21 protein-coding genes and 3 pseudogenes are annotated in these 24,911 nt (G+C 68.1%); 17 read left to right on the forward strand and 7 right to left on the reverse strand.

Annotated elements, in window-relative coordinates; translation table 11 throughout:
* Position 1 precedes the first annotated feature (1 nt).
* Positions 2-454 (forward strand): acyl-CoA thioesterase, encoded by a 453-nt coding sequence (locus ASE28_RS13750; protein ID WP_057266991.1) that lies wholly within the window; start codon positions 2-4, stop codon positions 452-454.
* Positions 455-578: 124 nt separating this feature from the next.
* On the opposite strand, the gene ASE28_RS13755 is transcribed toward ASE28_RS13750, so the two are convergent.
* Positions 579-2,705, reverse strand: coding sequence for a hypothetical protein (locus ASE28_RS13755; RefSeq protein WP_157421965.1), 2,127 nt, complete (start codon positions 2,703-2,705; stop codon positions 579-581).
* A 78-nt stretch (positions 2,706-2,783) separates the two neighbouring features.
* Positions 2,784-3,575: an IclR family transcriptional regulator gene (locus ASE28_RS13760; protein WP_057200823.1), complete on the reverse strand. Its 792-nt coding sequence runs from the start codon at positions 3,573-3,575 to the stop codon at positions 2,784-2,786.
* 166 nt (positions 3,576-3,741) lie between these two features.
* Between ASE28_RS13760 and ASE28_RS13765 the strand changes: the two genes are divergently transcribed.
* The 12 genes and pseudogenes from ASE28_RS13765 (at position 3,742) to ASE28_RS13810 (ending at position 14,892) form a co-directional block, all read left to right on the forward strand.
* Positions 3,742-5,502 carry an FAD-dependent oxidoreductase gene (locus ASE28_RS13765; protein WP_057266993.1) on the forward strand — a complete coding sequence of 587 codons (1,761 nt, stop codon included), beginning with the start codon at positions 3,742-3,744 and terminating at the stop codon, positions 5,500-5,502.
* A gap of 37 nt (positions 5,503-5,539) precedes the next feature.
* Entirely contained in the window at positions 5,540-6,316 is a 777-nt protein-coding gene (locus ASE28_RS13770) for an SDR family NAD(P)-dependent oxidoreductase (RefSeq protein ID WP_057266994.1), read from the forward strand.
* 72 nt (positions 6,317-6,388) lie between these two features.
* Entirely contained in the window at positions 6,389-7,588 is a 1,200-nt protein-coding gene (locus tag ASE28_RS13775; protein WP_057200585.1) for an ABC transporter substrate-binding protein, read from the forward strand.
* A gap of 82 nt (positions 7,589-7,670) precedes the next feature.
* Complete coding sequence (locus tag ASE28_RS13780; protein WP_057266995.1) at positions 7,671-8,594, forward strand: branched-chain amino acid ABC transporter permease; 924 nt, start codon at positions 7,671-7,673, stop codon at positions 8,592-8,594.
* Positions 8,591-10,363, forward strand: coding sequence for an ATP-binding cassette domain-containing protein (locus ASE28_RS13785; protein WP_057266996.1), 1,773 nt, complete (start codon positions 8,591-8,593; stop codon positions 10,361-10,363). The genes ASE28_RS13780 and ASE28_RS13785 overlap by 4 nt, the downstream gene beginning before the upstream one ends.
* A 15-nt stretch (positions 10,364-10,378) precedes the next feature.
* Positions 10,379-11,092, forward strand: coding sequence for an ABC transporter ATP-binding protein (locus ASE28_RS13790; protein WP_057266997.1), 714 nt, complete (start codon positions 10,379-10,381; stop codon positions 11,090-11,092).
* A 29-nt stretch (positions 11,093-11,121) separates the two neighbouring features.
* Positions 11,122-11,337: pseudogene (locus ASE28_RS33045) on the forward strand (MBL fold metallo-hydrolase); the annotation flags it as partial.
* A gap of 1 nt (position 11,338) precedes the next feature.
* A pseudogene (locus ASE28_RS33050) lies at positions 11,339-11,597 on the forward strand (MBL fold metallo-hydrolase); the annotation flags it as partial.
* A gap of 2 nt (positions 11,598-11,599) precedes the next feature.
* Positions 11,600-11,942: pseudogene (locus tag ASE28_RS33055) on the forward strand (MBL fold metallo-hydrolase); the annotation flags it as partial.
* Positions 11,943-12,046: 104 nt separating this feature from the next.
* Complete coding sequence (locus ASE28_RS13800) at positions 12,047-12,961, forward strand: DMT family transporter (protein WP_235514279.1); 915 nt, start codon at positions 12,047-12,049, stop codon at positions 12,959-12,961.
* 15 nt (positions 12,962-12,976) lie between these two features.
* Positions 12,977-14,176 (forward strand): NADH:flavin oxidoreductase/NADH oxidase, encoded by a 1,200-nt coding sequence (locus ASE28_RS13805; RefSeq protein ID WP_057266998.1) that lies wholly within the window; start codon positions 12,977-12,979, stop codon positions 14,174-14,176.
* Positions 14,173-14,892 (forward strand): EthD family reductase, encoded by a 720-nt coding sequence (locus ASE28_RS13810; protein ID WP_057266999.1) that lies wholly within the window; start codon positions 14,173-14,175, stop codon positions 14,890-14,892. The genes ASE28_RS13805 and ASE28_RS13810 overlap by 4 nt, the downstream gene beginning before the upstream one ends.
* 11 nt (positions 14,893-14,903) lie before the next feature.
* Here the strand turns inward: ASE28_RS13810 and ASE28_RS13815 are convergent, their stop codons facing one another.
* Both ASE28_RS13815 and ASE28_RS13820 read right to left on the reverse strand, forming a co-directional pair.
* On the reverse strand, positions 14,904-15,251 hold the full coding sequence (locus tag ASE28_RS13815; protein WP_057267000.1) for a hypothetical protein: 348 nt from the start codon (positions 15,249-15,251) through the stop codon (positions 14,904-14,906).
* A gap of 9 nt (positions 15,252-15,260) precedes the next feature.
* On the reverse strand, positions 15,261-18,179 hold the full coding sequence (locus ASE28_RS13820) for a DNA topoisomerase III (RefSeq protein WP_057267001.1): 2,919 nt from the start codon (positions 18,177-18,179) through the stop codon (positions 15,261-15,263).
* Positions 18,180-18,298: 119 nt separating this feature from the next.
* On the opposite strand from ASE28_RS13820, the gene ASE28_RS13825 reads away from it, so the two are divergent.
* The 4 genes from ASE28_RS13825 to ASE28_RS13840 all read left to right on the forward strand — a co-directional run bounded on the left by ASE28_RS13825 (position 18,299) and on the right by ASE28_RS13840 (position 21,254).
* The gene (locus ASE28_RS13825) at positions 18,299-18,904 is read left to right on the forward strand and encodes an SET domain-containing protein (RefSeq protein ID WP_057267002.1); all 606 of its coding nucleotides are present in this window, start codon (positions 18,299-18,301) and stop codon (positions 18,902-18,904) included.
* Complete coding sequence (locus ASE28_RS13830) at positions 18,901-19,749, forward strand: biotin--[acetyl-CoA-carboxylase] ligase (protein ID WP_057267003.1); 849 nt, start codon at positions 18,901-18,903, stop codon at positions 19,747-19,749. The genes ASE28_RS13825 and ASE28_RS13830 overlap by 4 nt, the downstream gene beginning before the upstream one ends.
* 13 nt (positions 19,750-19,762) lie before the next feature.
* Complete coding sequence (locus tag ASE28_RS13835; protein WP_057200595.1) at positions 19,763-20,431, forward strand: hypothetical protein; 669 nt, start codon at positions 19,763-19,765, stop codon at positions 20,429-20,431.
* Positions 20,432-20,510: 79 nt separating this feature from the next.
* Entirely contained in the window at positions 20,511-21,254 is a 744-nt protein-coding gene (locus tag ASE28_RS13840) for a DUF6882 domain-containing protein (protein WP_057267004.1), read from the forward strand.
* A 33-nt stretch (positions 21,255-21,287) separates the two neighbouring features.
* On the opposite strand, the gene ASE28_RS13845 is transcribed toward ASE28_RS13840, so the two are convergent.
* The 3 genes from ASE28_RS13845 to ASE28_RS13855 form a co-directional block, all read right to left on the reverse strand.
* Positions 21,288-22,256, reverse strand: a complete 969-nt coding sequence (locus tag ASE28_RS13845) for a tripartite tricarboxylate transporter substrate-binding protein (RefSeq protein ID WP_057200597.1) — start codon at positions 22,254-22,256, stop codon at positions 21,288-21,290.
* A gap of 111 nt (positions 22,257-22,367) precedes the next feature.
* Positions 22,368-23,381 carry an MBL fold metallo-hydrolase gene (locus tag ASE28_RS13850; RefSeq protein ID WP_057267005.1) on the reverse strand — a complete coding sequence of 338 codons (1,014 nt, stop codon included), beginning with the start codon at positions 23,379-23,381 and terminating at the stop codon, positions 22,368-22,370.
* Between the two features lie 79 nt (positions 23,382-23,460).
* On the reverse strand, positions 23,461-24,909 hold the full coding sequence (locus ASE28_RS13855; protein WP_057267007.1) for a sensor histidine kinase: 1,449 nt from the start codon (positions 24,907-24,909) through the stop codon (positions 23,461-23,463).
* Positions 24,910-24,911: the final 2 nt, after the last annotated feature.

Genomic DNA, 24,911 nt, shown 5'->3' on the forward strand with positions numbered 1-24,911 from the left:
CATGCATTCCATCACCCTGCGTTTTCTGGCGTCGCACACCGCCCCGTCGGCGTCCGGCCGCATCCACGGCGGTACCGTACTGCGCTGGATGGACGAGGCCGGCTTCGCCTGCGCCTGTTCCTGGGCCGGTGGGACTTGCGTGACGGCATTCATGGGCAGTGCCAGCTTCGACCGGCCCATCCACCCGGGCGATCTGGTGGAGGTGCAGGCCAGCTTGGCCCACACGGGTGAAACCAGCATGAACATGCTGATCGAGGTGCGCAGCGGCGGCATCCAGGAAAAGGAGCTGCGACAGGTCACGCATTGCGTGGCCGTCTATGCTGCGCTGGATGAAGACAGCGCCCCCCGTGCCGTGGACAAATTCTCGCCCGAGACCCCGGGCGACATGGCCTTGGCCGAACGCGTGAACGCGCAGGTGGATGCGGCGCGGCTGCACCTCGCGCCGGCCCACTGATACGGATTTGCCTTCAACCGTATAACGTCGTTGGTTCGCCTTGCCGTGCTACAGCACTGNTTGCGGCTCCCGCCTAGTTTTACGATCGAATGCAAATCCGTATGAGATGCGATAGAACAGATTCTCAGGTCGGCGCGTTGACGGCCTGCAGGAACTCCGCGTCCTGCCGGTAGCGGTCGAAATCCGTGTCCCGCAGGAACTGCGCGGGCTGCTTGCCCAGGCGGCGGGCGTTGGCGATGGCCTCCAGCATGCGCGCCTTGTCGCCGGTGAGTGCGTAGTAGCACGACAGGTTGTACATCAGCGTGCCGTTGGTTTGCACCGCCGGGTCGAAGCCTGGGCCTATCAGGGTCGCCATCACGGCTTCGGCCAGGTCGCGTTCGTTGGTGCGCATGGCGAAGGCCAGGGTCTGGCTGGCTATCACACCGACGTTGTAGACCTGCTTGTCGTCGCGCTGGTACTTGCCCATGGACGGGTAGACCTGGGCCAGGTAGTGGCGCACCAGCCGCGAGGACGCGGCGAAATCCTCCCGGCCATTGAAGTGATTGATCAGCTGCGCATACGCATGGGTGATGTCCGAGGCATCGCCCTGCACTCGCTGCAGGTCCTGCGCCAGGTCCTGCGCGATCTGCAGGAACGCGGGCAGTGCGCCGGGCGAGCGCTGGGCGGCGGCGTTCGCATCCCTGAGCGCCTGCACCGATGCCTTGCGCGCGGATGCGGGCCGTGCCGTATTGTCCACGTAGGCCATGCGGGCGCCAGGCAGCGCCTGCTGCAGGCTGCCGCTGCGCAGCAGCACCGACATCCCCAGCGTGGGGCCTTCCAGGTCGGGCACCTGCACCACCAGCTCCAGCGGGCCCTTGCCGCCCTGCAGCCGCTCGAAGGCCGCGCGGGTTTCGCTGGCAGGCAGCTCGATGCGCAGTTGCGTGTCTTCCTCCTCGGAGGACGTGCGCCAATGCAGCGTCAGTGCCGAAGGCACGGTCTGCAGGACGGGCCACAGCGCCTGCACGGGGATCTGCGGCCCCATCCCAGCGTGGCGCTTGCGCTCGTCGGGGCTGCGCAGCCAGGTGTGCGCGGCCGGGGCGGCCGCTTCGCCGGGCCGCGCGGCAGCAAACTCCACATTGGCGCTCACGGCGTACGAGTGGGTCGATGGCCCGGTGAACACCGGGCGCCACGCGCCGGGCTCTCGGCCCGTGGCCTGGCCTGGCACCGACCCGCGCGGGCGCACGACATACAGGCCGATATCCTTCTCGTAGTGCCGCAGCAGCGCCTCTTCGCCGGGGTGGTGCAGGTAGCTGCGCGGGTGCACGGTGAACCAGGGGTTTGCGCCCGGCAACACGGGCGATGGATCCCACCAAGCCATGTTGGGAAAGCGGAACTGCCCATCCTCCTTCGGGATGAAGGCCTTGAACTTGAGCACCTCCCTGCCCACGCGCAGCTGGGTATGGGCATCGCCGAACCAGTAGCGGCTGGGCAGGTTGCCAGGCACGCCCAGGGCCTTGAGGGCCACGCCCACGGTGGCTCCGAGCAACTGCCCGCTCAGGCCCTCTTCCAGGTGCAGGCGGCGGCGGTCGAAGTCCACCACCTTCACGCGCGATATGCCTTGCCCGGCGTTGTCGAAGTCCTCGGGTTCGATCTCCGTCCAGCCCTTGCGGGCAGGGTGGTAGCCGCCAAGGCAGGTGGCGTCCCAGCCCAGCTTCTCGGCCGAATGGGTGCGCTGGCGGCAATAGGTGTCCACCTTGTCGCGCTGGCGCGTGATGTCCAGGATCCACGCCTTGCCGCCCGACAGCAGGTAGGCCCAGGCACTGGTGTCGTTGCGGCCGAACTCCACGTGCTCGGCGCGGTCGAGTTCGGCGAACAGCTCGGCCTGCGAGAGGCGGTTGCCCTCCACGGTGGGGGCATACGGTTTGCGCCGCCGGTCGCCGCTGTACACCCAGTCGCTGTAGTAGTGGGGTGTGAAAACGATGCCGGAGGTGTGGATCCCGCTGGGCACGCGCAGCGTGTCCTGCAGCTCCCCTTGCGCATTGAACTTCCACAGGTAGCCGCCGGCCACCGCGACCAGTTGCTGCGTGCGCGGCAGCGCGAACAGGCCTTCCACCTCGCCATGCAGTACCTTGCGGGCTTCCAGGCTCGGTGAGGCCGCGAGGTTCTCGGACAGGCGCGGGTACTCCTGGGGCGAGGGTTTGGCGCCAGCGGCGCAGGACAGCAATGCGTACGCGGCGCAGACTCCGAAGCGGCGGAGCGAGGAAAGGTGCATGGAAGGGGCCGGTCTGGAGGAGCGGCTATTCTGACCCACGCTGTGCACAGGCCCCGCGGGGCCTGTGCCTGTCGCGAATCAGCCCGGTGCTGGCGGCGCGGTGCGCCCGATGCGCTGCGAGACCTGAAGCGCGCACTGGCGCAGCGGCGTGGCCACCGAGCCATCCCAGCTGCTGTCGAAGCTGGCCGATGGGCCCATGGCCAGGATGCCCAGCACCAGGTGGCCTGCCGAGTCGAACACCGGCGCGCACAGGGCGTCGATGCCGGGAATCGGCTGCCCCAGCGAGCGCGACAGGCCGTGCTTGCGCGTCTCGGCCAGGGCGGCGTCGAGTTCCGCGTGGGCGGGTTCGCCCTTGGCGTCCTTGCGCGTGCCCAGGCGCTGCAGTTCATCGTTCAGGATGCGCTCCACCACCTTGGGCGGCATGTAGGCCGCGAACAGCCGGCCCGTGGCCGTATTGGTCAGCGACATCACGGTGCCCGTGCGCAGGTTCACGTGCAGAGGCTCGATGGGTTCCTCGAGCCGCACGATGGTCGGGCCCAGGTTGCCCCAAACGGCCACGGCAATGCTCTGGCCCGAGTCATTGGCCAGCGCCTCGATGAGCTGCGAGGCCTCCTTGACCGGGTCCATGCGTTGCAGCCGCGTCAGGCCCAGCTGCAGGGCCAGCGGGCCCAGCTCGTAGTGCCCGGCCTCGGTCTGGGTGACGAAGCCCACCTTCAGAAAACTCACCATGTACGGGTGCGCCTTGCCCGCGGTCATGCCGCTGGCCTTGGCCAGGTCCTTGAGCGCCAGCGGGCGCACATGCAGGGCGAGTTGCAACAGCAGGGCACTCCCGATCTCTATCGATTGGATGCCACGGCGACTTTTTTCCATGATGGGGAGTTCCAGACGGGGGGTGGCCAGTGTATCCATAAGGGTTTTCCATGATATAGGCAGATTCATTCGACTGAATCGCATTGTTTGATATTAACGGATCAATTGACAATAGTCATATGCTCGTTAGAATCCGCCGAAACACTTCGAACGTTGGAGACAAGGCATGACGCAGGACAGCATCTCGGTGGATGTATTGGTGGTGGGCACGGGCGCCTCGGGCATGGCGACGGCCATCACGGCGGCATCGCAGGGCCTGAAGGTGCTGGTGGTGGAAAAGGAAGCGCGCTTCGGCGGCACCACCGCGCGCTCGGGCGGCTGGCTGTGGATCCCGGGCACGCGCCTGGCCAGGGAGCAGGGCATCCAGGAACCGGACGGTGCTGCCCGCGCCTACCTGCAGCACGAGGCGACGACGCACTTTGACGCCGCGCGTGTCGACGCCTTCCTGGAATACGGCCCCAAGGCCATCGACTTCTTCACCCAGAACACCTGCGTGCAGTTCGACATGCCCGCCGTGTTCCCCGACTACCACGCCGAGGCCACGGGCGGCCAGCCTGGCGGGCGATCGATGGTCACGCGCCCCTTCGATGGCCGCGAACTCGGCCCGCGCATCAAGCACCTGGCGCCACCCCTGCCTGAGCTCACGGTGTTCGGCATGATGTTGGGCTCGGGCCCCGAGATCAAGCACTTCATGCGGGCTTTCAAGTCGCCCACCTCGTTCGCCTACGTGACGCGGCGCCTGAGCAAGCACGCCATGGACGTCATCGGCAACGGCCGCGGCATGACGCTGACCAACGGCAACGCTCTGGCCGGCCGCCTGGCCAAGGCCGCGATGGACCTGGACATCCCCGTGTGGCTGTCCTCCCCGGTCACGAAACTGGTGGTGGAATACGACGGCGTCAGCGGCGCGCTGGTGCAGCACGAAGGCAAGACCGTGAAGGTGACCGCCACGCGCGGCGTGGTGCTGGCTTGCGGCGGGTTCCCGCACGACGTGGAGCGGCGCAAGCAGCTGTTTCCCCACGCGCCCACCGGCAAGGAGCACTACTCGCCTTCGCCCGCATCCAACACCGGCGACGGCCTCAAGCTCGCCGAGGCCGTGGGCGGCCATGTGGACGGCACCATTCCCCATGCGGCGGCCTGGGTGCCCGCATCGGTCACCACGCGCTCAGACGGCAGCAAGGGGGTGATGCCGCACTTCATCGACCGCGCCAAGCCCGGCGTGATCGCCGTGACGCCCAAGGGCGTGCGCTTTGCCAACGAGGGCAATTCGTACCACGACTTCGTGCAGGCCATGGTCGCCGCGTGCCGGGGCGAGAAGGAAGTCTCCGCCTGGTTGCTGTGCGACCACAAGGCGCTGCGTGCCTACGGCCTGGGCTGCGTAGCCCCCGCGCCGCTGCCCATCGGGCGCCACCTGCGCAGCGGCTACCTGCAAAGTGGCAACACCGTGGCCGAGCTGGCAGCACGCATCGGCGTGGAGCCGTCGGTGCTGGAGGCCACGGTCAGTGCATTCAACGACACCGCGCGCCGTGGCGAAGACCCGGCGTTCGGCAAGGGAAGCAAGGCCTACAACCGCTACCAGGGCGATGCGCTGGTCACCCCCAACCCTTGCCTGGCGCCGCTGGAGAACGGTCCGTACTACGCGATCAGGCTCGTGATCGGCGACATCGGCACCTTTGCCGGCCTGCAGACCGACGACAGGACCCGCGTGCTCAACGCCGCAGGCCAGCCGATCAAGGGCCTGTACGCCGTGGGCAATGACGCGGCCAGCATCATGGGCGGCAACTACCCCGGTGCCGGCATCACCCTGGGCCCGGCGCTCACCTTCGGCTACGTGGCCGGGATGGAACTCGCCCAGGCCCTGGTGCCCGTGCGCGAATCGGTGACGCAGCAGGACCGCGCTGCCGTGCCCGTGGCCCGCACGGCCTGAGCCCCCCAAAAAAGACCAGAGAAGAAGGAGCAGACATATGGTGTATCCAGAAACAGTGGCCCCGCGCCTGCTGAACGGCCGGCTGGCGCTGGTCACGGGCGCTGGCCAGGGCAACGGCCGCGCAATTGCGCTGGGCCTGGCCCAGGCCGGCGCACGCGTGGTGGTGACCGACATGAACACGGCAGCCGTGCAGGAAACGGCCCGCCTGGTCAAGGCCGAAGGCGGCGACGCCTTCGCCTACACGCTGGACGTGACCGTCCCCGAGGCGTGCAACGTGCTGGCCGCGCAAGTGGGCAGCGAGGTGGGCGCCATCGACATCCTGGTGAACAACGCCGGCATCATCATCCGCGAGGGCACGGGCAGCGAACGCGCCGCCGCCAACTGGAAGAAGACCATCGATGTCAACGTGCACGGCACCTTCAATGTGAGCCTGGCCTGGCTGCCGGCCATCCAGTCGACCCGGGGCTCCATCATCAACATCGCCTCCATCGCCGCCTATGCCGGCCAGGGCGGCAGCCTGGGCTACTCGCCCTCCAAGGGGGCGATCAAGATGTTCACGCAGTCGCTCGCGGCCGAGCAAGCTCCCAAGGGCGTGCGCGTGAATGCGCTGGCGCCCGGCGTCATCGCCACGCCCATGACGGCGGCCACGCGCGACAACCCCGAGCGGCTCGAATCGTTCATGACCCGCATCCCCATGGGCCGCGTGGGGGAGACCGAGGACCTGGTCGGCCCGGTGATCTTCCTCGCGTCCGACATGTCGCGCTATGTCACGGGCATCACGCTGCCCGTGGACGGCGGCTTCCTCGCCGTCTGACCGAGTTCCCCCCTGGCCCGGCCCGGCAAAGGGTGCGAGGCAGCTTTCAACCATAAAGAAGGAGACAACACCATGCAACTCAAACGCCTTTGCGCAGGCCTGCTGGCCGCAGCCGCCGTCACCGCGATCTCGACCGGCGTGTCCGCCCAGGACATCAAGCTCGGCTACAACGGCGACCTTTCCGCCTCGCCCTCGGCCCAGAGCGGCCAGGCCGCCGTGATCGGCATGGAAGCGGCCATCGCCGACATCAACGCCGCGGGCGGCGTGCTGGGGCGCAAGCTCACGCTCACCACGCGCGATGACGTCTCGGCACCGCCCAAGTCCATCCAGAACATGAGCGAGCTGATCGACAACGAGAAGGTGGTTGCCGTGTTCGGCCCCACCAACTCGGGCAACGCCATGGCCTGGAAGCACATCGCCAACCAGAAGAAGATCCCCGTGCTGGGCAACGTGGGTTCGGGCACCGACATCACCAAGCCCATGAGCCCCGGCGCCGACAACTACATGTTCCGGGTCTCCATGGTGGACCGCGAGCAGGTCGCTGCCCTCATGGCCTACGTCAAGAAGAACGCCGCCACCTCCAAGGTGGTAGGGTTGATGGCCGAGACCACCGGCTACGGCCAGGGTGGCTTGAAGGACATGCAGGAGATCGCCGAGGTGCAGGGCATCAAGGCCGCTGCCACCGAGCGTTTCGGCGTCGGCGACACGGACATGACCTCGCAGCTGAGCAAGATGAAGGCCGCAGGCGTGGACACCGTGGTCGTCTGGGCCCAGGGCACGCCGATTGCCCAACTGGTGCGCAGCATGGAGAAGATCAACTACTTCCCGCTCACGCTGACTTCCTGGGCGGCCGACAACATCACCTTCTACGACGCGGCCGGCAAGGCCCTGGCCGAAAAGCCGCTGTTCATGCGCACCGTGAGCGAGACGCGCACCCCCGCGCAGCAAAAGCTGTTCGACCGCATCGGTGCCAAGCTCAAGGCGCCCGGCTCGTTCTCGTTCGCGCTGCATGGCTACGATTCGGTGCTGCTGTACGCCGAGGCCGTCAAGCAGGCCAAGACCACCGAAGGCTCGGCCGTGCGCCTGGCGCTCGAAGACCTCAAGACCCCCGTGCAGGGCGTGCTCAAGGCCTACGACAAGCCCTTCACCAAGACCAACCACGACGCGCTGACCGCCAAGGACCTGGTCTGGATCCGCTGGAAGGACGGCAAGCTGCTGCCCTACACCGATGCGCTGATCGGCTCGCTGACGCCAGCCGACTTCAAGCAGTAAGCACCCCTTCGACCGACGCACGACCACAACGGCCGGGCGTGGCGGGCATCCGTGTCCGCAGCGCCCGGCCGAGGAACAGAACATGACAGAAGCGCTCTTGCAGGCGATCATCAGCGGGCTGGCGGTAGGCGGTGCCTACGCGCTGGTGGCGCTGGGGTTCAGCATCACATTCACGACCACCAAGACCCTGAACTTCTCGCACGGCGAGTTCGTCTCGGCCGGTGCCTTCATCGGCATGAGCGCGCTGTTCCTGGTGCTGGGCAAGCCAGTGAGTTCCACCACCTTCGGCGACGCCATTCCCGGTGCCGGCGCGCAGCTGCTGGCCCTGGTGGCGGCCCTGGGTGCCATGGGTCTGCTGGGCTGGCTGCTGTACGCCATCGGCGTGCGGCCCTTTGCCGGGCGGCCCGGCATGGCCTGGGTGATGAGCACGCTGGGCTTTGGCGTCATCCTGCAGAGCATCGGCCTGGCCATCTGGGGCCCCAAGCCCGTGGTGGTGCCGGCGCCGGTGGGCGATGCGGTGATCCGCTTTCTGGGCGTGGGCGTGCGCCCACAGGAATTGCTCACGCTGGGCGTGACCGTGGCCATCATGCTGGTGTTCGACCGCGTGATGAACCACACCATGGTCGGCAAGGCCATGCGCGCCGTGGCCGCCAATGGCAGCGTGGCCAGCCTGATGGGCATCAATACCAATGCGGTGATGATCAGTGCCTTCGTCGTCAGCTCGGCGCTGGCGGGGCTCTCGGGCTTTCTGCTCGCGCCCATTGCCCAGGCCTCGCTGTTCATGGGGCTCACCGTGGGGCTCAAGGGCTTCTCGGGCGCCATGATCGGCGGGCTGAGCAACCCGCGCGGCTGCGTGATCGGGGGCTTCGTGCTGGGCGTGTTTGAGTCCATGGTCAACCTCTGGCAGGCGCAGTGGCGCGAGGTGGCGGTGTTCGCGCTGGTGATCCTGGTGCTGGCCTTCCGTCCCACGGGCCTGTTCGGCAAGAAGATGGTGGAGAAGGTATGAAGCAGGGCCGTCACTTCGTCGCGGTGGCCCTGGTGGCTGCAGCGCTGATCGGCGCCACGGCGCTGTTCCACAACGACTACTACCTGCGCATCGTGTTCATGATGTGCGTGTACTACCTGTGCGCCGCTGGCATGAACGTGCTGGTGGGCTACGCCGGCCAGAAGTCGCTGGGCCAGGCCGGCCTGTTCGCGGCCGGTGCCTATGCGGCAGCCCTGCTCACCACGCGCACGGAAATGAGCCCCTGGCTGGCGCTGGTGCTGGCCGCCGGTATCTCGGGCGTATGCGGCGTGCTGATCGCGCTGCCCTCGCTGCGCGTGAAGGGCCCTTACCTCGCCATGGTCACGCTGGCCTTCGGCATCGTGGTGGAAAAGCTCGTGGGCGAATGGACCGATGTGTTCGGCGGCGCCCAGGGCATCTACGGCATCAAGCCGCTGACCTGGAACGGCCAGCCCTTCACCTCGGTGCAGTGGGTGTGGTTCGGCATCGTGCTGTGCGCCGCGGCCCATCTGCTGCTGCGCAACCTGATCTGCAGCCGCTTCGGCCGCGCCCTGCTGTCGCTGCAGGCGGACGAGATCGCCTCGTCTTCGGTCGGCGTGCGCGTCTACCGCGCCAAGGTGATCGCCTTCGTGGTCGCGGCCGTCACCTGCGGCATCGCCGGCGCCCTGGTGGCGCAGCAGAACCAGTACATCAACTCCGACTTCATCACCTTCCACCTGTCGATCTTCATACTGCTCTTGGTGCTGTTCGGCGGCGCGGGCTCCATGTACGGCCCGCTGGTGGGCACGGTGATCCTCACGCTGGTGGATGCGCTGCTGGCACGCTGGCCCTCGGCCCAGCATTTCCTCTACGGCTTCCTGCTGCTGTTCGCGCTGTACGTGATGCCGGGCGGCATCATGGGCCTGGTGTCCCAGTGGTTCCAGAAGGCGAAGAAAGCCGGCCTCGCGGCTGGCGGCAGTGCCGCGCCCACGCGCATCGGGCCCGACGGCAGCGGCGAGCTGCTGGTGGTGCAGGGTGTGAGCAAGTCCTACGGCGGGGTGAAGCCCGCACAGGACGTGTCGTTTCGCCTGCAGCGCGGCCACATCCATGCGCTGATCGGGCCCAACGGCGCGGGCAAGAGCACCATGATCAACATGCTGACCGGCGTTGTCGATCCCGACCAGGGCTCCATCCGCTTCCTGGGCCAGGAGATCGTGGGCCGCCAGGTGCACATCATCTGCTGCCTGGGCATGGGCCGCACCTTCCAGAACCTGCGCCTGTTCGCCGACCTGTCGGTGCTGGACAACGTGATGCTCGGGCGGCACAGCCGCATGAGCAACGGCTTCTTCTCTTCGCTGCTGTCGCTGCCCCAGGCGCGCCGCCAGGAGGTGGCCACGCGCGAGCGCGCCATCCAGCTGCTGGACCTGGTCGGGCTGTCGCACCTGGCACACCAGCCGGCCGGCAGCCTGCCCTACGGCCTGCAGCGCCGCGTGGAGCTGGCGCGCGCGCTGGCCACTGAGCCCCAGTTGCTGCTGCTCGACGAGCCCGCCGCCGGCCTGAACCCTCAGGAGACGGCCGAGCTGGGCCAGCTGCTGGTGCGTATCGGCAAGTGCGGTGTGAGCATTCTGATGGTAGAGCACCACATGGACCTGGTGATGTCGATATCGGACCACGTGATCGTGCTCGACTACGGCATCAAGATCGCCGAGGGCAACCCCGCCGAGGTGCAGGCCAACCCGCGTGTCATCGCCGCCTACCTGGGCGTTGACGACGACGCCGTGGCCGCCACCTGAACCGAGAGCATCAGCATGTTGAAAATCGAATCCGTCAAGGTGTCCTACGGCGCCATCGAGGCGGTCAAGGGCGTGAGCCTGGAAGTGCGCCAGGGCGAGGTGGTGACCATCATCGGCGCCAATGGTGCGGGCAAGAGCACGCTGCTCAAGAGCATCTGCGGCCTGGAGCCCGTTGGCGAGGGCCGCATCTTCGTGGACGGCAAGGACTGCACAGCGGTGCCCGCGCACCAGCGCGTGGGCCTGGGCGTGGCCATGTCGCCCGAGGGGCGCGGCGTGTTCGCCGACCAGACGGTGCGCGAGAACCTGATGCTGGGCGCCTACTCGCGCAGGGCCGAGGGCGCTGCGGCGCTGGAGGCCTCGATCCAGCGCGAGTTCGTGCGCTTTCCGCGCCTGAAGGAACGCGAGCACCAGCTGGCCGGCACGCTGTCGGGCGGCGAGCAGCAGATGCTCGCGATTGCCCGTGCCCTCATGAGCGGGCCGCGCCTGCTGCTGCTCGACGAGCCCTCGCTGGGCTTGGCGCCGCTGATCATCAAGGACATCTTCGACGCCATCCGCCAGCTGCGCGATGCGGGCCTGACCATCCTGCTCGTCGAGCAGATGGCCAAGCAGGCCCTGGGCGTGGCCGACCGCGCCTACGTGCTCGAAACCGGCCTCATCACGCTCGAAGGCTCGGGCGTGGAGCTGCTCAACAACCCCAAGGTCAAGGCCGCCTACCTGGGCACGCATTGACACCATCTGGAACACCAAGGACCCACCCCATGACCACCAAGACCTTCGCCTCCGCCGCCGACCTGGAAGTCAAGCAGGTCAGCTTCGACAAGCTGTCCGAGCACGCCTACGCCTACACCGCCGAGGGCGACCCCAACACCGGCATCATCATTGGCGACGACGCGGTGATGGTGATCGACACCCAGGCCACCCCCGTCATGGCCCAGGACGTGATCCGCCGCATCCGCGAAGTGACGGACAAGCCCNTTCCAGCGAAGACACGCGCGATTTGATCGTCGAGCGCGGCCAGTTCGACAAGGACAGCGAGATCGGCCGCTTCCCGCGCCTGTTCCAGAATGTGGAAAGCGTGCCGGACGGCCTGACCTGGCCGACCATGACCTTCAACAAGAAGATGACGCTGTGGCTGGGCAAGCTGGAAGTGCAGATCCTGCAGCTGGGCCGGGGCCACACCAAGGGCGATACCGTGGCCTGGCTGCCGGCAGAGAAGATCCTGTTCAGCGGCGACNNGCTGGACAACCTTGCGGCCCTCAAGCCCGAGAAGCTGGTGCCCGGACGCGGCGCTGCGCTGCAGACGCCCGAGCAGGTGCAGGCCGGCCTGGCCGGCACGCGCGCCTTCATCAGTGACCTGTACGAGAGCGTCAAGGCCAGCGCCGCCCAAGGCGAAGACCTGCGCAAGGTCTACGAAGCCACCTTCGCCAAACTGCAACCCAAGTACGGCAACTGGGTGATCTTCAACCACTGCATGCCGTTTGACGTGACGCGGGCGTATGACGAAGCCACGCAGTACCCGGACCCGCGCATCTGGACGGCGGAGCGCGACGTGCAGATGTGGAAGTCGCTGGAAGGCTGAGCGCCCCACCCTGACCGCGCGGCAACCGTGCGGTCGCAATCCATGGCCCGCCCGTCGGTCGCACGGGTGATGCCGCCCTGTTGGCGCTTGCAGGAGCTCTGGACATGAATGACCGCCAAACGCTGGCCGTGCAGGCCGTCCTGATCGGTGCGATGGCTGTGTGGGGCCTGAACCTCACGTCCGTGAAGTGGCTGACCGCCTGGTTCGAGCCGACCATGCTGGCCTGTGTGCGCATGCTGGTGGCCTGCATCGCGCTCACCGCCATCGTCGTGGCCAAGCGCTGCGCGCGCATGCGCTTCACCGGGCGCCAGTGGGCGGCGATGGGGCTGTGCGCGGTGTTCATGGTGTACGCCAACCAGGTGCTGTTCGCCCAGGGCCTGCAGCGCTCCACGGCGACCAATGCGGCGCTGGTGATGGCGCTGAGTCCCTTGGCATCGGCCCTGCTGGCGGCGCTGGCGTTCCGCGAGCCGCTCACGCTACAGCGCGGCTGCGGCGTGCTGCTGGGCTTTGCCGGCGTGGCGGCGGTGGTGCTCAGCTACCCGGGCTCGGGGCTGTCCAGCGCGGGCGTGGGCGACCTGCTCATCATCTGCTCGGTGGTGAGCTTCGCCGCCGGCGGTGCCATGGTGCAGCGCCTCGCGCGCCAGATCCACCCGCTCACCCTGTGCTGGCTCACCTACTGCATCGGCACCGCATTGCTGGTGGTGCACCTGGCGCTGGGGCCATCGGCCGTGACGGTGGCCACGCTGTTCCCGGGTTGGTGGCCATGGGCGCTGGTGCTGTTCTCGGGCATTTTCGCCACGGCGCTGTGCAACGTGGTGTGGAACCAGGCCATCGCCTCCATCGGCGTGGCGCGCACCGCCGTCTTCCTCTACTGGGTGCCGGTGTTCGGCGTGCTTTTTGCCGCCCTGCTGCTGGGCGAGCAGCTCACGCTGTGGCATCTCGTGGGATTTGCCGCCGTGATGGGTGGTACCTGGCTGGGCACGCGCCGGCACGTGGCCGTGGCGCCTGCCGTGCCCTGAATCTTCTCTCTGACCATGACCTATTCACAACCGCCCCTGCTGTTCCAGCCCCTGGCCCTGCGCGGGCTCACCCTGCGCAACCGCACCGTCATCTCGCCCATGTGCCAGCACGCCGCAGAAGGCGGGCACGCGACGCCCTGGCACCTGGTGCACCTGGGCAAGTTCGCCCTGGGCGGCGCGGGCCTCATCCTCACGGAAAGCACGGCCGTGGACCCGCGTGGGCGCATCGGCACCGCTGACCTCGGGCTGTGGAAAGACAGCCACATTGACGCGCTCAAGCCCGTGGTGGATTTCGTGCACGCCAACGGCAGTGCCATCGGCGTGCAGCTGGCGCACGCCGGCCGCAAATCCGGGAGCCAGCCGCTGTGGGAGGGCGGCGCCGCACTGGGCGACGCGCAGATGGCCGCCGATGCGGAGCCCTGGCAGCGCCTGGGCCCGAGCGCCTTGCCTGCCGGGCCCGGCTGGTCTGCACCCATGGTGCTCGATGCGGCTGGCATAGAAGACATCGTGCAGCGTTTTGCCGATGCTGCGCTGCGTGCCGACCAGGCCGGGATGGACGTGGTCGAACTGCACTTCGGCCATGGCTACCTGGTGGCCAGCTTTCTCTCGCCCCATTCCAACCACCGCGGCGACGAATGGGGCGGCAGTTTGCAGGGGCGCATGCGCCTGGCCCTCACCATCGCGCGCCGGGTGCGTGCCGTGTGGCCTGCCCACAAGCCGCTGTTCGCCCGCCTCTCGGTCGTGGACGGCAGCCGCGAGGGCGGCTGGGACGTGGAGGATTCGATCGTGCTGGCGCGTGAACTCGCGCAGTGCGGCGTCGATGTGATCGACTGCTCCTCCGGCGGCCTGACCGAGGAGACGCGCGCCCTGCCCGTGCCACGCGGCCTGGGCTTCCAGGTGCCGTTTTCCGCCCGCATCCGGGCCGAGGCCCAGGTCAAGACCCAGGCCGTGGGCATGATCGTCGATGCCGCGCAGGCCGAGGACATCCTCCACCGCGGCCAGGCCGATCTCATTGCCCTGGGCCGCGAGGCGTTGCTCGACCCCTACTGGCCCCACCACGCCGCAGCCGCCCTGGGGGCCGACCCAGGCTACGAGCGCTGGCCCGTGCGCCACGGTGTCTGGCTGGCCAAGCGGGCTCCGGGCCTGGCGCGTGCGCGTGCCGATCAGGCGGACGGTACGTCCTTCACCAGTGACAACCACAAGGAGACACGATGAGCAGCCACCACATCCCGAGCCGTGTGAGGATGGGCCTGATCAGGAAGCAGCCCGACTGGAGCACCGAGCGCTTCGATGCCTACTGGCGTGACCACCACGGCGCACTGGCGGCGCGCGCCCCCGGCTTGCAGGCCTACTGGCAAAACCTGGTGACCGACCGGCTACAGCGCGGCATCGACTACGCGCGCGGTCCGTGGGATTTCGACGGCTTCTCGCAGCTGTGGCTCGACGGGGAGCAGCGCGCAGAGGCTGCCTTCGGGCAAGGCAACCTGGCCGCCGAGCTGGTAGCGGACGAACAGCACTTCCTCTCGGGCCTGCACATTGTGACCACCGAGCAGACCGAGGTCATCGCCCTGCTCGCCGACCCGGCGGCCCGCGCGCGGCTGCTCAAGCGCATCTCCACCCTGCGCCGCCGCGCCGATATCTCCGAGGACGATTTCAGGCGCGAATGGCGCGTGCACGCCGACCTGGTGCGCACCATGCCCGGCGTGAATGGCTACCGCCAGAACGTGGTGACCGAACGCGAGCGCGTGAAGGGTCAGCCCTGCGGCTATGGCGATCTGCCCATCGACGGCATTGTGGAGCTGTGGTTCGAAAGTCCAGAGGTACTGACCGCTGCGTTTGCGTCACCTGAGGGCCAGCGCACCATGGCCCATGCCAGGACCTTCCTGGCGGAGATCACGGCCTTTCTGGTGACCGAACGCCGCGTGGTCTGACGGGCCGGTCCTCACGGTGAGCGTGGGAAGGATGTGACTTCGCCATTCACCTTGTGCTCCTGGCCGCCGGGCGCGCAAGGCTGGTCGGTGTAGACCGTGCGCCCCTCTTGGACGCACTTGCGTAGCTGGGGTGCGGGCGCCGATGCGGCGCCTCGCGCGCCCGCGGCAGCGCCTTGCGCGTTCTTCTTCTCCGGCGGCAGGGAGTCTTCTCCGGGGCGCATCAGCCTGCCCCACGTCTTTTCGACCCACGGCCCGGCCTGGGGCAGCCATTGGTCGGCTTTCCACCAGGCCACGGCGGCGCCAGCCACCAGCAGCACCACGGCGATGGTCCAGGCGGTACGTTCGCGGGCGCTGCGCATGCTGCTGCGTCAGCCCAGGTGCTGGCCCAGAATGCCGGCCAGCTCGAACATGCCTGCACTGTCCTTGCCGAACACCGCCCGCAGCTTGTCGTCGGCGACGATGGTGCGCTTGTCCTTGGGGTCCTGCAGGTTGTTCGCCTTGATGTACTCCCACAGCTTTTTCACGGCCTCTGGGCGGGCCACCGGCTCGCTGCCGATCACGGCGGCCAGCGCGGCGCTGGGGGCGGCGCCGGCCGCGGCCTTGCGCGGCGCCTTGGCGGTGGCGGTCTTGGTGGCCGCCGCCTTCTTGGTGGGCGCCTTCTTCGCGGCCGCCGCCTTGGCCGGTGCCTTGGCTGCGGCTGTCTTGCCGGCAAAGGCACCGGCAGCCGGCTTGCGCGGCGGGAACTTGCTCGGCGCGAACTCGAAGTTCACCTTTCCGGCCTCCTTGTCCCAGGCCAGGAAGGCCTTGAACGCGCGGCGCGTGCGCATCGAGACGAACTTGTCGAGCAGGTCGGTCTTGCCGGTCTCCAGCAGCTTGTGCATCTGCTCTCGCTCCACGGGCTGCTGCAGGATGATCTTGCCGCTCTTGAAGGTGCAGCTCGGCGTGGGCTGGGCAGCGGTGGGTACGGCCTTGCTGCACACGTAGTTGGCGCCGTGCTCGTGCACGCCGGCGCTGCAGATCGGGCAGGGGCCCAGGGACGCATCGGCAAACTCCACCAGCTCGCCCGATTCCTCGGCGTTCTTGTCGTCGCCGAAGTCGAACTCGAGCTTGTAGTTGTGCGCCTCGTCGTCGTACTTGATGACGATCTCGGACGTGAAGGGCCAGCCGGCCTTGGAGCGGAATCCTTCCAGCGGCCCGATCTTCTTGTCGCGCAGCAGGGCCTCGGCCTCAGCGGTCTCGAAGGTGCGGCCCGCAGGCGACTTGCCGAAGCTGAAACCACAGGGCTCGGTGCCGGGCTTGCCCACGCAGGCAAAGCGGCGGTAGTTTTCCTTCACCACGCCGCCGCAGTTGGGACAGGGCGTGGTCAGCGTGGCGTAGTCACCGGGAATGGTGTCGCGGTCGTACTCCTTGGCCTTCTTGACCATGCGCTCGGTCATGGCGGCGATGTCGGCCATGAAGGACTCGCGGCTCAGTTGCCCCTTTTCCATTTGCGAGAGCTTGAACTCCCACTCGCCGGTCAGGTCGGCGCGGCACAGCTCCTCCACCTCCAGCCCGCGCAGCAGCGTCATGAGCTGGAAGGCCTTGGCCGTGGGGATCATCTCGCGGCCTTCGCGCAGCATGTACTTTTCGGTCAGCAGGCCTTCGATGATGGCCGCGCGCGTGGCTGGCGTGCCCAGCCCCTTCTCCTGCATGGCCTCGCGCAGTTCCTCGTCGTCGATCTGCTTGCCGGCGCTCTCCATGGCGCCCAGCAGGGTGGCTTCGGAGTAACGTGCAGGCGGCTTGGTCTTGAGGCCCTTGGGGTCCACCTGCTGGGTCTGCACCGTTTCGCCGGGCTTCACGGGCACCAGGTTCTGGCCCTTGTCGCCGTCCTTGCCACCCTCCACTTCGTCGGCGGCTTCCTTGCCGTAGATGGCCAGCCAGCCGGGGCGCACCAGCACCTTGCCCTCGGTCTTGAAGCTGTGGCCCACGGCCGTGCTGATGCGGGTCGTCACCGTGTACTCGGCACTCGGGAAGAACACCGCCATGAAGCGCCGCACCACCAGGTCGTACAGCTTCTGCTCGGCCTCGGACAGGCCGCTCGGCGCCTGCAACGTGGGGATGATGGCAAAGTGATCGCTCACCTTGCTGTTGTCGAAGATGCGCTTGGAAGGGCGCACGTAGTTGTTGGTCAGCGCCGTGCGCGCATGCGGTGCCAGGTGGCGCATGCTGCTGTCGGCCAGCATCTCGAAGGTCTGGCGTGCCACGGGCACATAGTCCTCGGGCAGCGCGCGCGAGTCGGTACGCGGGTAGGTCAGGGCCTTGTGGCGTTCGTACAGGCTTTGCGCCAGTGCCAGCGTGGTCTTGGCCGAGTAGCCGAATTTGCCGTTGGCCTCGCGCTGCAGGCTGGTCAGGTCGAACAGCAGGGGCGATGCCTGGGTGGTGGGCTTGCTCTCCTCGGTGACGCTGGCCTTCTGGCCGCGCACGGCGTCGGCAATGGCCTGGGCTTCGCGCTGCGACCAGACGCGGTCGGCGCGCATCTCCACGTCCTCGTTTTTCTTCCACTTGGGGTCGAACCACTTGGCGGGGTACTCGCCGGCCTCGGCCTGGAAGGCGGCATGGATTTCCCAGTAGTCGCGGCTCACGAACTTGCGGATCTTTTCCTCGCGCTCCACCACCAGCGACAGCGTGGGCGTCTGCACCCGGCCCACGGTGGTCAGGAAGAAGCCGCCATCGCGCGAGTTGAAGGCCGTCATGGCCCGCGTGCCGTTGATGCCCACCAGCCAGTCGGCCTCGCTGCGGCTGCGCGCCGCATGCGCCAGGCCCGCCATCTGCTGCTCGCTGCGCAGGGCGTCGAAGCCATCGCGGATCGCCTGGGGCGTCATGGACTGCAGCCACAGCCGCTTGACCGGCTTGCCCAGGGGCTTGGCGCCGCCGGCGTACTGCTCGATCAGGCGAAAGATCAGCTCCCCCTCGCGACCCGCGTCACAGGCGTTGATGAGTTGCGTCACGTCCTTGCGCTTGGCCTGCTTGACCACCGCGTTCAGGCGGGTCTTGGTCTTGTCCACCGGCTTGAGGTCGAAATACGGGGGGATCACCGGCAGGTGGGCAAAGCTCCACTTGCCGCGTTTCACGTCGAATTCCTCGGGTGCCTGGATCTCCACCAGGTGGCCCACGGCGCTGGTGACTACATAGCGGTCGTTCTCGAAGTGGTCATCGTGCTTTTCGAACTTGCCCGCCACGGGCGTCAGTGCGCGCACGATGTCCTGCGCCACTGAGGGTTTTTCTGCAATTACCAGGGTCTTGGTCATTTTTTGGTTTCTCGCCAGTCTGGCTGTCCGGCATCCGGCCGGTCGCTTCTACAATTCGTTGCCTCACGCGTACACGCGCACGCGCATGTGTGCATATTCAAGTTAACAGAGTTTTTGCCATGCCCCGCACCGCATTGCCCGCCGCCCCTTCCAACCCACCGGGCCGCCGCATCCAGACGCGGCGCTCGGGCGTGCACGGCAACGGCGTGTTTGCCGTGCAGGATATTGCAGAGGGCGAAGTCCTTGTCGAGTACACGGGCGAGGTCATCGGCTGGGAGGAAGCCCAGGATCGGCACCCCCACGATCCCCTGCAGCCCAACCATACCTTCTACTTCCATGTGGATGAAGACCGCGTGATCGACGCCAAGTTCGGCGGCAACTCCTCGCGCTGGATCAACCACAGCTGCAACCCCAACTGCTATGCCGACGAGCGGGACGGCCGGATCTTCATCACCGCCCTGCGCAACATCCACGCTGGTGAGGAACTCAACTACGACTACGGCCTGATCATCGACGAACCCTACACCAAGAAGCTCAAGGCCGAGTATCCCTGCTGGTGCGGCAGCGACAACTGCCGGGGCACCCTGCTTGCGCCCAAGCGGGGCTGGCGCCCTCCCATGCCGGCTGAGCCTGTAGCGCCCCCGCGTAAAAAGAGTAACAAAAAAAGCGGCGACGATGCCACGGGCAACAAGGCCTCCCAGCCCGGGCGGCGCGCAAAGCCATGACCCCGCTTTCCATCCGCTGGCCTGCCGAAGCCCTCTGGGAAGCCGTGGTGCCCCAGTTGCCGGGCTTTTCCGTCGAGGTGCTGCCCAGCATCGACTCCACCAACACCGAACTCATGCGTCGCGCGCGCGCAGGCCTGTGCGACCCCACCCTGCTCGTGGCCGAGCAGCAGACGGCGGGGCGCGGGCGCCTGGGCCGGGTCTGGCAGAGCGATGTGGGCGCCTCGCTCATGATGTCGCTCGGCCTGCCCCTGGCACCGGCCGACTGGTCGGGCCTGTCGCTGGCCGTGGGGGTGAGCGTGGCCGAGAGCCTGCAGCCGGTGCTGCCGCCGGAGGGCGAGGGCCAGCCCCCCCGCGTCGGCCTCAAGTGGCCCAACGACCTGTGGACCACCGGCGACCGCAAGCTCGGCGGCATCCTGGTCGAAACGGCCAGCTTTGTGGCGGCGCAGGGCAGCAGTGCCATGCCGGCGGGCAGCGCGGCCCGCTACGTGGTGGTGGGCATCGGCATCAACGTGCTGCCGCGGGGCGGCGATGGCATGAGCATGCCCCCGGCCAGCCTGCAGGAGGTGGAACGCGGCCTCACTGCCCCCGAGGCGCTGCGGCGCATCGTGCCGCCCCTGGTGGCCATGCTGCAGTCGTTCGAGGGCTATGGCTTTTCCCCCATGCAGGCGCGCTTTGCGCAGCGCGACATCCTGCAGGGCCGCGCCGTCACCATGAGCGACGGGCAGGCCGGCACCGCCCACGGCGTGGGCGAGGATGGTGCGCTGCTGGTGCAGACGGCCAACGGGATGCAGGCCATCACGAGTTCGGAAATCAGCGTGCGGCCCAGCCCCGCGCTGCCGTCATGAAAGAAGGATCTGCATGCTGCGCCTTCTCATCCTGATCCTGCTGTTGGCCAATGGCGGCTACTACGCCTGGTCGCAGGGGCATCTGCGCGAATGGGGCTTTGCGCCAGTGCAGGAGGGCGAGCCCCAGCGCATGGGCCAGCAGCTGCGCCCTGACACCTTGCAGATCCTGCGGGCCAGGCCGACCAACCCCGCCCCGCCAGTTCCCGTGTCCGAGGCCACGCCACCCGCGGGCACCGCGGCCGAATGCCTGCAGGCCGGCGTGCTCGACGAACGGCAGGCCGAAGCCGTGCGCACGGCGGCAGCCGCTCTGCCCCAGGGCAGCTGGGTGCTCGAATCGACACCCACGCCGGCCCGCTGGATGGTCTACATGGGCCGTTTCGAAGACCAGGAGACCCTGGACAAGAAGCGCGCGGAGTTGCGTGCCCGCAAGGTCGACTTCGACCGCCCCGGCGGCACGCTGGAGATCGGCCTGTCACTGGGCCGTTTCACCACGGAGGACGCGGCCAAGCGCGAGCTGGCGTCACTGGGCGAAAAAGGCGTGCGCACCGCCCGGGTGATCCAGGAGCGCACCGAAACCCCCGGCTTCACGCTGCGCCTGCCCGCCGTGACCGATGCGCTGCGCTCGCAACTCGACACGCTGCGCAGCGCACTGGCCGGCAAGGCGCTGCGCAGTTGCAGCTGAGCTGAGCTGCCGGCGCCTGCAGGCTCTGCACGCGGTGGCGCTCGATGCCGTTCCCTTTTTCCTTTGCGAACCTGATCCCATGACCGAAGAAGCCTCTTCCATCCAATGTGGCGAGCACGGAGAAGCCACGCCCACCTATGTCTGCGGGCACCTGCACCGCCACCCCGCGCAGCGCTGGTTCTGCGACGCCCCCGAGGCCGACTACCCCTTCCCCGACGCCTGGTGCGCCACTTGCAATGCCGAGTTGGTGAAGGAAGGCGGCGAGTGGAACGACCGCAACGAGGGCTGTCTGGACCTCAAGATCCTGTGCCACCACTGCTACCAGGGCTCCATGGCCCAGAGCATTGGCGCCATGCCCGAGCCGCAACTGCACGCCTGGGAAGACGCGGTGGTCGATGCCCACCATGCGCTGGTGCACAAGCAGCAGGCGCTCGAATCCGACCACGGCATCTCGCGCTTCGAGCGCTGGGACTACGACCAGGCGCAAGGCACGCTGACCTTCTCGCACGAGGGGGCTCCCCGGGTCGTGGCGGACATCGAGTTCATCGGCTCGGTCTCCAAGGCCAGCGGCACCTGGCTCTGGGCCTGGGCGAACTTCAGCCACCATGCCAAGGTGAGCACCCGCATCCCTGCGGTGCGCGAGTGGGGCGAGGTCCAAGGCTTTCTGCCGCTGACCGTGCCCCGCTGGGATGCGGACGTGACGGACGGCTGGGAGCTTTCGGGCGTGGCCGCGCAGGTGCTCGGTGCGCGCGGGGTGTACCGGGCGCCCACGGACAATGGCTACCTCTTCATGGCGTTGATGTCGGTGCGGGCGGTAGGGTAGCTTTGGGATGGCGCCTGTGCCATCCCAGGGCCTTCAGTCCAGCACGATGCGCGCGAAACGGCTCACGCGCCGCATCTTGTCGACTTCCTTGCGGATCTGCGCGCCGAACTCCTCGGGCAGGCTGCCGGAGCCGAAGAGACCCTGGTCCGCCAGCTGGGTCTTGACGCTGGGTTCCTGCAGCACGGCGGCCACGGCATCGCGCCACTGCCTGGCCATGGCGGCTGGCATGCCCGCTGGCGCCACCAGGCCGAACCACGACGGGTCGTTGCTGGAAAACAGGCTCAGCTCGGCATAGGTGGGCACCGTGGGCAGCACCGCCAGCCGCTCCTTCCACGACACGGCCAGTGCCCTCAGCCGGCCGGCCTGGATGTGCGGCAGGGAGGAGGCCACCTGGTCGAAATAAACGGGTACCTTGCCGCTCACCACGTCGGCCAGCGCCGGTGACGCGCCCCGGTAGGGCACATGGGTCATGAAGGTGTTGGTGGTGCTCTTGAGCAGCTCGCCCCACATGTGGCCGATGGTGCCATTGCCGGGCGAGGCATAGGCCACCTTGCCGGGTTGCGCCTTCACGTAGCGGATGAACTGCGCGAAATCCCGCGCCGGCAGGTCGGGGTGCACCACCAGCACGCCGGGGGCCTTCACGATTTCGGTGATGGGCGTGAAGGCGTCGATGTTGTAGGGCAGGTGGCGGTAGACCGCAGGGTTGACACCGTGCGTGGACAGCGTGGCGATGCCCAGTGTCAGCCCATCGGGCGCGGCGGCCGCGACCTCGGTCATGCAGGTGGCGCCCCCCGCGCCGGGGCGATTCTCCACGGTGATGGGCCGCTGCATCCGCTGCGACAGCGGGCCGGCGATGGCGCGTGCCGTGATGTCGGTGGCACCGCCCGCTGCAAACGGAACCAGCAGCCGCACCGGGCGCGTATCGGCCGTGGATTGGGCCCATGCGTGGCCTGCAGCCCATGGAATGGGGAATGCCCCGGCCAACAGAGTGCGTCGTTTCATCGGGGGCCTTGTCGGTAGTGAAAGGCCCATTCTGGAGAGTTGGTGCCGCCGTGGATAACGACGTTTGGCACTCAGCATAGTCCTGGCAGGAATGTCCCGGTCGTGCCGCACCTACAGCGGGATGGCCCGCGTCTCGCCGTGCCGCATCAGCCACACGCGCTCCGCGGGCACGCCGCGCTCGGCCAGGGCAGTGGCCAGGTCGCGCGGCGGGTGGTCGAAGGCCTCCTGGGTGAGTGCAAAGGTGCCCCAGTGCACGCCCATGGCCTGGCGCGCCTGCACGTCCAGCATCAGCTGCACGGCGTCGGCCGGGTTCACGTGCATGGGCTTCATGAAGTCGCGCGGCAGGTAGGCGCCGATCGGCAGGGCCAGAAAATCGACGGCACCGATGCGCTGGCGGATGGCCTTGAAGTCGTCGCTGTAGCCCGTGTCGCCCGGAAACAGGAAGCGCCAGGGCCCTGCCGCATCGGGCCGGCTCCACTCGAGCAGGTAGCCGCCCCAGAGCGAGGCATTGGTGTCGTTCAGGCTGCGGCGGCTCCAGTGCTGGGCGGGAGTGAAGTGCACGCGCACGCCAGGCGCCAGCTCCACGGACTCCCACCAGCCGAGTTCGGTGGTGCTGTCCATTCCGCGCTGCACGAACCAGTCCTTGAGCCCCATGGGCACTATGAAGCGCGGGTTCTGCCCCGCTGCCCTCAGGCGCTTCAAGGTGGCGCTGCACAGGTGGTCGTAGTGGTTGTGCGAGACCAGCACCGCATCGATGCGTGGCAACTGTTCGGGCGTGAGCGGCGGCGGCACGCGCCGCGGGGCGCCAAAGCGCCCCAGCGGACCGGCATGGCTGGCCAGCGTGGGGTCGATCAGCACGTTCAGCCCCGCCACCTGCAGCAGCATGGAGACATGGCCCAGCCAGGTGACCAGCGGCGCCTCGTGCCTTTGCGCCAGCAGTGCATGGTCCACGGGCTGCGTCCAGTCGCGCACGAAGCGCGCGTAGCCCCCCGCGGGCTCGGAGCGGGGCTTGAAGTCGCCGCGCAGCGAGCGCCAGGCCATCTCGTACCAGGGGAAGTTGCCGATCACGACCCCCGCATCGGTGTTGCGAAAGCGGCGCGGTGGCGAAGCGGGAGAAGCAGGCATGGGGTATCCGGCAGAACGGGATTTCATGATGCCTGAAACCGGTCCTTCCGGCTGCTGCCTCGGGCCGATGGCCCTGGTTTCAGGCGGGCGCGTGCTCGCTGGCCGCAAAGCGCACGCTGAAGCGCGCCCCCGGCGGCTGCATGCCGGGGTGGGCATCTTCGAGCACCACCTCGGCCCCGTGCTTGCGCGCGATCTCCAGCACGATGGGCAGGCCCAGGCCCGATCCGTCCGCATCGCTGCCCAGCGCGCGGTAGAAGGGCTGGAACACCAGGTCGCGCTCGGACTCGGGCACGCCCGGCCCCGAGTCCTCCACCTGCAGCAGCAGCACGCGGCCGAAGGTGTCGGCCAGCACGCGCGCGGTGACCACGCCGGGCCTGTCGGGGGTCGACGGGGTGTAGTTGAGCGCGTTGTCCACCAGGTTGCGCACCAGCTCCTTGAGCAGAGTCGGGTTGCCGTCCACCCAGACACCGGGCGAGCCCGGTTCGGCGCCGTCGTAGCCCAGGTCGATGTGCTTTTCGAGCGCGCGCGGCACGGAGTCGCGCACCACCTCGATGGCCAGGCGCGCCAGGTCGCAGGGCTGGCGCGCAAAACCCACGCCGCTGCCTTCGGCGCGTGCCAGGGCCAGCAGCTGGTTGACGGTGTGCGTAGCGCGGATGCTGGAGCGGCCGATCTGCTGCAGCGAGCGCTTGAGTTCTTCGGTGCTGGTGCCCTCGCGTTGCGCCAGGTCGGCCTGCATGCGCAGGCCCGCCAGAGGCGTCTTGAGCTGGTGGGCGGCATCGGCCAAAAAGCGTTTTTGCGTGGCCAGCGAGTCGTGCAGGCGCGTGAGCAGGTCGTTCACCGAGGCGACCAGCGGCGCCACTTCCAGCGGCACGGTGCGGTCGTCCAGCGGCGAGAGGTCGTCCGGGTTGCGCGCGCGGATGCGCTGCTCCAGCTGGTTCAGCGGCTGAATGCCGCGCGCCAGCGCCAGCCAGACCAGCAGCACGGCCAGCGGCAGGATCACGAACTGCGGCAGCATCACGCCCTTGATGATCTCGGTGGCCAGCACGCTGCGCTTCTCACGGGTCTCGGCCACCTGCACCAGGGCCAGCGGGCTGTCCTTGAGGGCCAGGCGCACCCAGATGTAGGCCACGCGGATGTCGATGCCGCGCAGCTCGGCATCGCGCAGGCGCACCTCGCCGGGCATGGGCACTTCGTCGGAAGGGGGCGCTGGCAGTTCGCGCTCGCCCGAGAGGAATTCGCCGCCCACGCCCTTGACCTGGTAGTACACCACGTCGGAATCGTCGGCGCGCAGGATCTCGCTGGCGGGCTGGGGCAGGTTGAACTGCACCGTGCCCTTCTGTATGCCCACGAGCTGCGCCAGCGCGTGGGCGTTGTACTCCAGCGCGCGGTCGAAGGGCTTGTTGGCCAGGCCCTGGGCCACCAGCCAGGTCAGCGCCAGGCTAACCGGCCACAGCAGCAGCAGCGGGGTGAGCATCCAGTCCAGGATCTCGCCAAACAGGGAGCGCTGCTCGCGCTGGAAGATTTTCAAGG

Source organism: Acidovorax sp. Root219, from assembly GCF_001428665.1.
In the GTDB taxonomy this organism is placed as follows: domain Bacteria; phylum Pseudomonadota; class Gammaproteobacteria; order Burkholderiales; family Burkholderiaceae_C; genus Acidovorax.

Excerpts from the sequence above, each read along its gene's own strand:
- ASE28_RS13750 (WP_057266991.1), top strand. The coding sequence starts at position 2 with ATGCATTCCATCACCCTGCGTTTTCTGGCGTCGCACACCGCCCCGTCG.
- ASE28_RS13755 (WP_157421965.1), bottom strand. The coding sequence starts at position 2,705 with ATGCACCTTTCCTCGCTCCGCCGCTTCGGAGTCTGCGCCGCGTACGCA.
- ASE28_RS13760 (WP_057200823.1), bottom strand. The coding sequence starts at position 3,575 with ATGGAAAAAAGTCGCCGTGGCATCCAATCGATAGAGATCGGGAGTGCC.
- ASE28_RS13765 (WP_057266993.1), top strand. The coding sequence starts at position 3,742 with ATGACGCAGGACAGCATCTCGGTGGATGTATTGGTGGTGGGCACGGGC.
- ASE28_RS13770 (WP_057266994.1), top strand. The coding sequence starts at position 5,540 with ATGGTGTATCCAGAAACAGTGGCCCCGCGCCTGCTGAACGGCCGGCTG.
- ASE28_RS13775 (WP_057200585.1), top strand. The coding sequence starts at position 6,389 with ATGCAACTCAAACGCCTTTGCGCAGGCCTGCTGGCCGCAGCCGCCGTC.
- ASE28_RS13780 (WP_057266995.1), top strand. The coding sequence starts at position 7,671 with ATGACAGAAGCGCTCTTGCAGGCGATCATCAGCGGGCTGGCGGTAGGC.
- ASE28_RS13785 (WP_057266996.1), top strand. The coding sequence starts at position 8,591 with ATGAAGCAGGGCCGTCACTTCGTCGCGGTGGCCCTGGTGGCTGCAGCG.
- ASE28_RS13790 (WP_057266997.1), top strand. The coding sequence starts at position 10,379 with ATGTTGAAAATCGAATCCGTCAAGGTGTCCTACGGCGCCATCGAGGCG.
- ASE28_RS13800 (WP_235514279.1), top strand. The coding sequence starts at position 12,047 with ATGAATGACCGCCAAACGCTGGCCGTGCAGGCCGTCCTGATCGGTGCG.
- ASE28_RS13805 (WP_057266998.1), top strand. The coding sequence starts at position 12,977 with ATGACCTATTCACAACCGCCCCTGCTGTTCCAGCCCCTGGCCCTGCGC.
- ASE28_RS13810 (WP_057266999.1), top strand. The coding sequence starts at position 14,173 with ATGAGCAGCCACCACATCCCGAGCCGTGTGAGGATGGGCCTGATCAGG.
- ASE28_RS13815 (WP_057267000.1), bottom strand. The coding sequence starts at position 15,251 with ATGCGCAGCGCCCGCGAACGTACCGCCTGGACCATCGCCGTGGTGCTG.
- ASE28_RS13820 (WP_057267001.1), bottom strand. The coding sequence starts at position 18,179 with ATGACCAAGACCCTGGTAATTGCAGAAAAACCCTCAGTGGCGCAGGAC.
- ASE28_RS13825 (WP_057267002.1), top strand. The coding sequence starts at position 18,299 with ATGCCCCGCACCGCATTGCCCGCCGCCCCTTCCAACCCACCGGGCCGC.
- ASE28_RS13830 (WP_057267003.1), top strand. The coding sequence starts at position 18,901 with ATGACCCCGCTTTCCATCCGCTGGCCTGCCGAAGCCCTCTGGGAAGCC.
- ASE28_RS13835 (WP_057200595.1), top strand. The coding sequence starts at position 19,763 with ATGCTGCGCCTTCTCATCCTGATCCTGCTGTTGGCCAATGGCGGCTAC.
- ASE28_RS13840 (WP_057267004.1), top strand. The coding sequence starts at position 20,511 with ATGACCGAAGAAGCCTCTTCCATCCAATGTGGCGAGCACGGAGAAGCC.
- ASE28_RS13845 (WP_057200597.1), bottom strand. The coding sequence starts at position 22,256 with ATGAAACGACGCACTCTGTTGGCCGGGGCATTCCCCATTCCATGGGCT.
- ASE28_RS13850 (WP_057267005.1), bottom strand. The coding sequence starts at position 23,381 with ATGCCTGCTTCTCCCGCTTCGCCACCGCGCCGCTTTCGCAACACCGAT.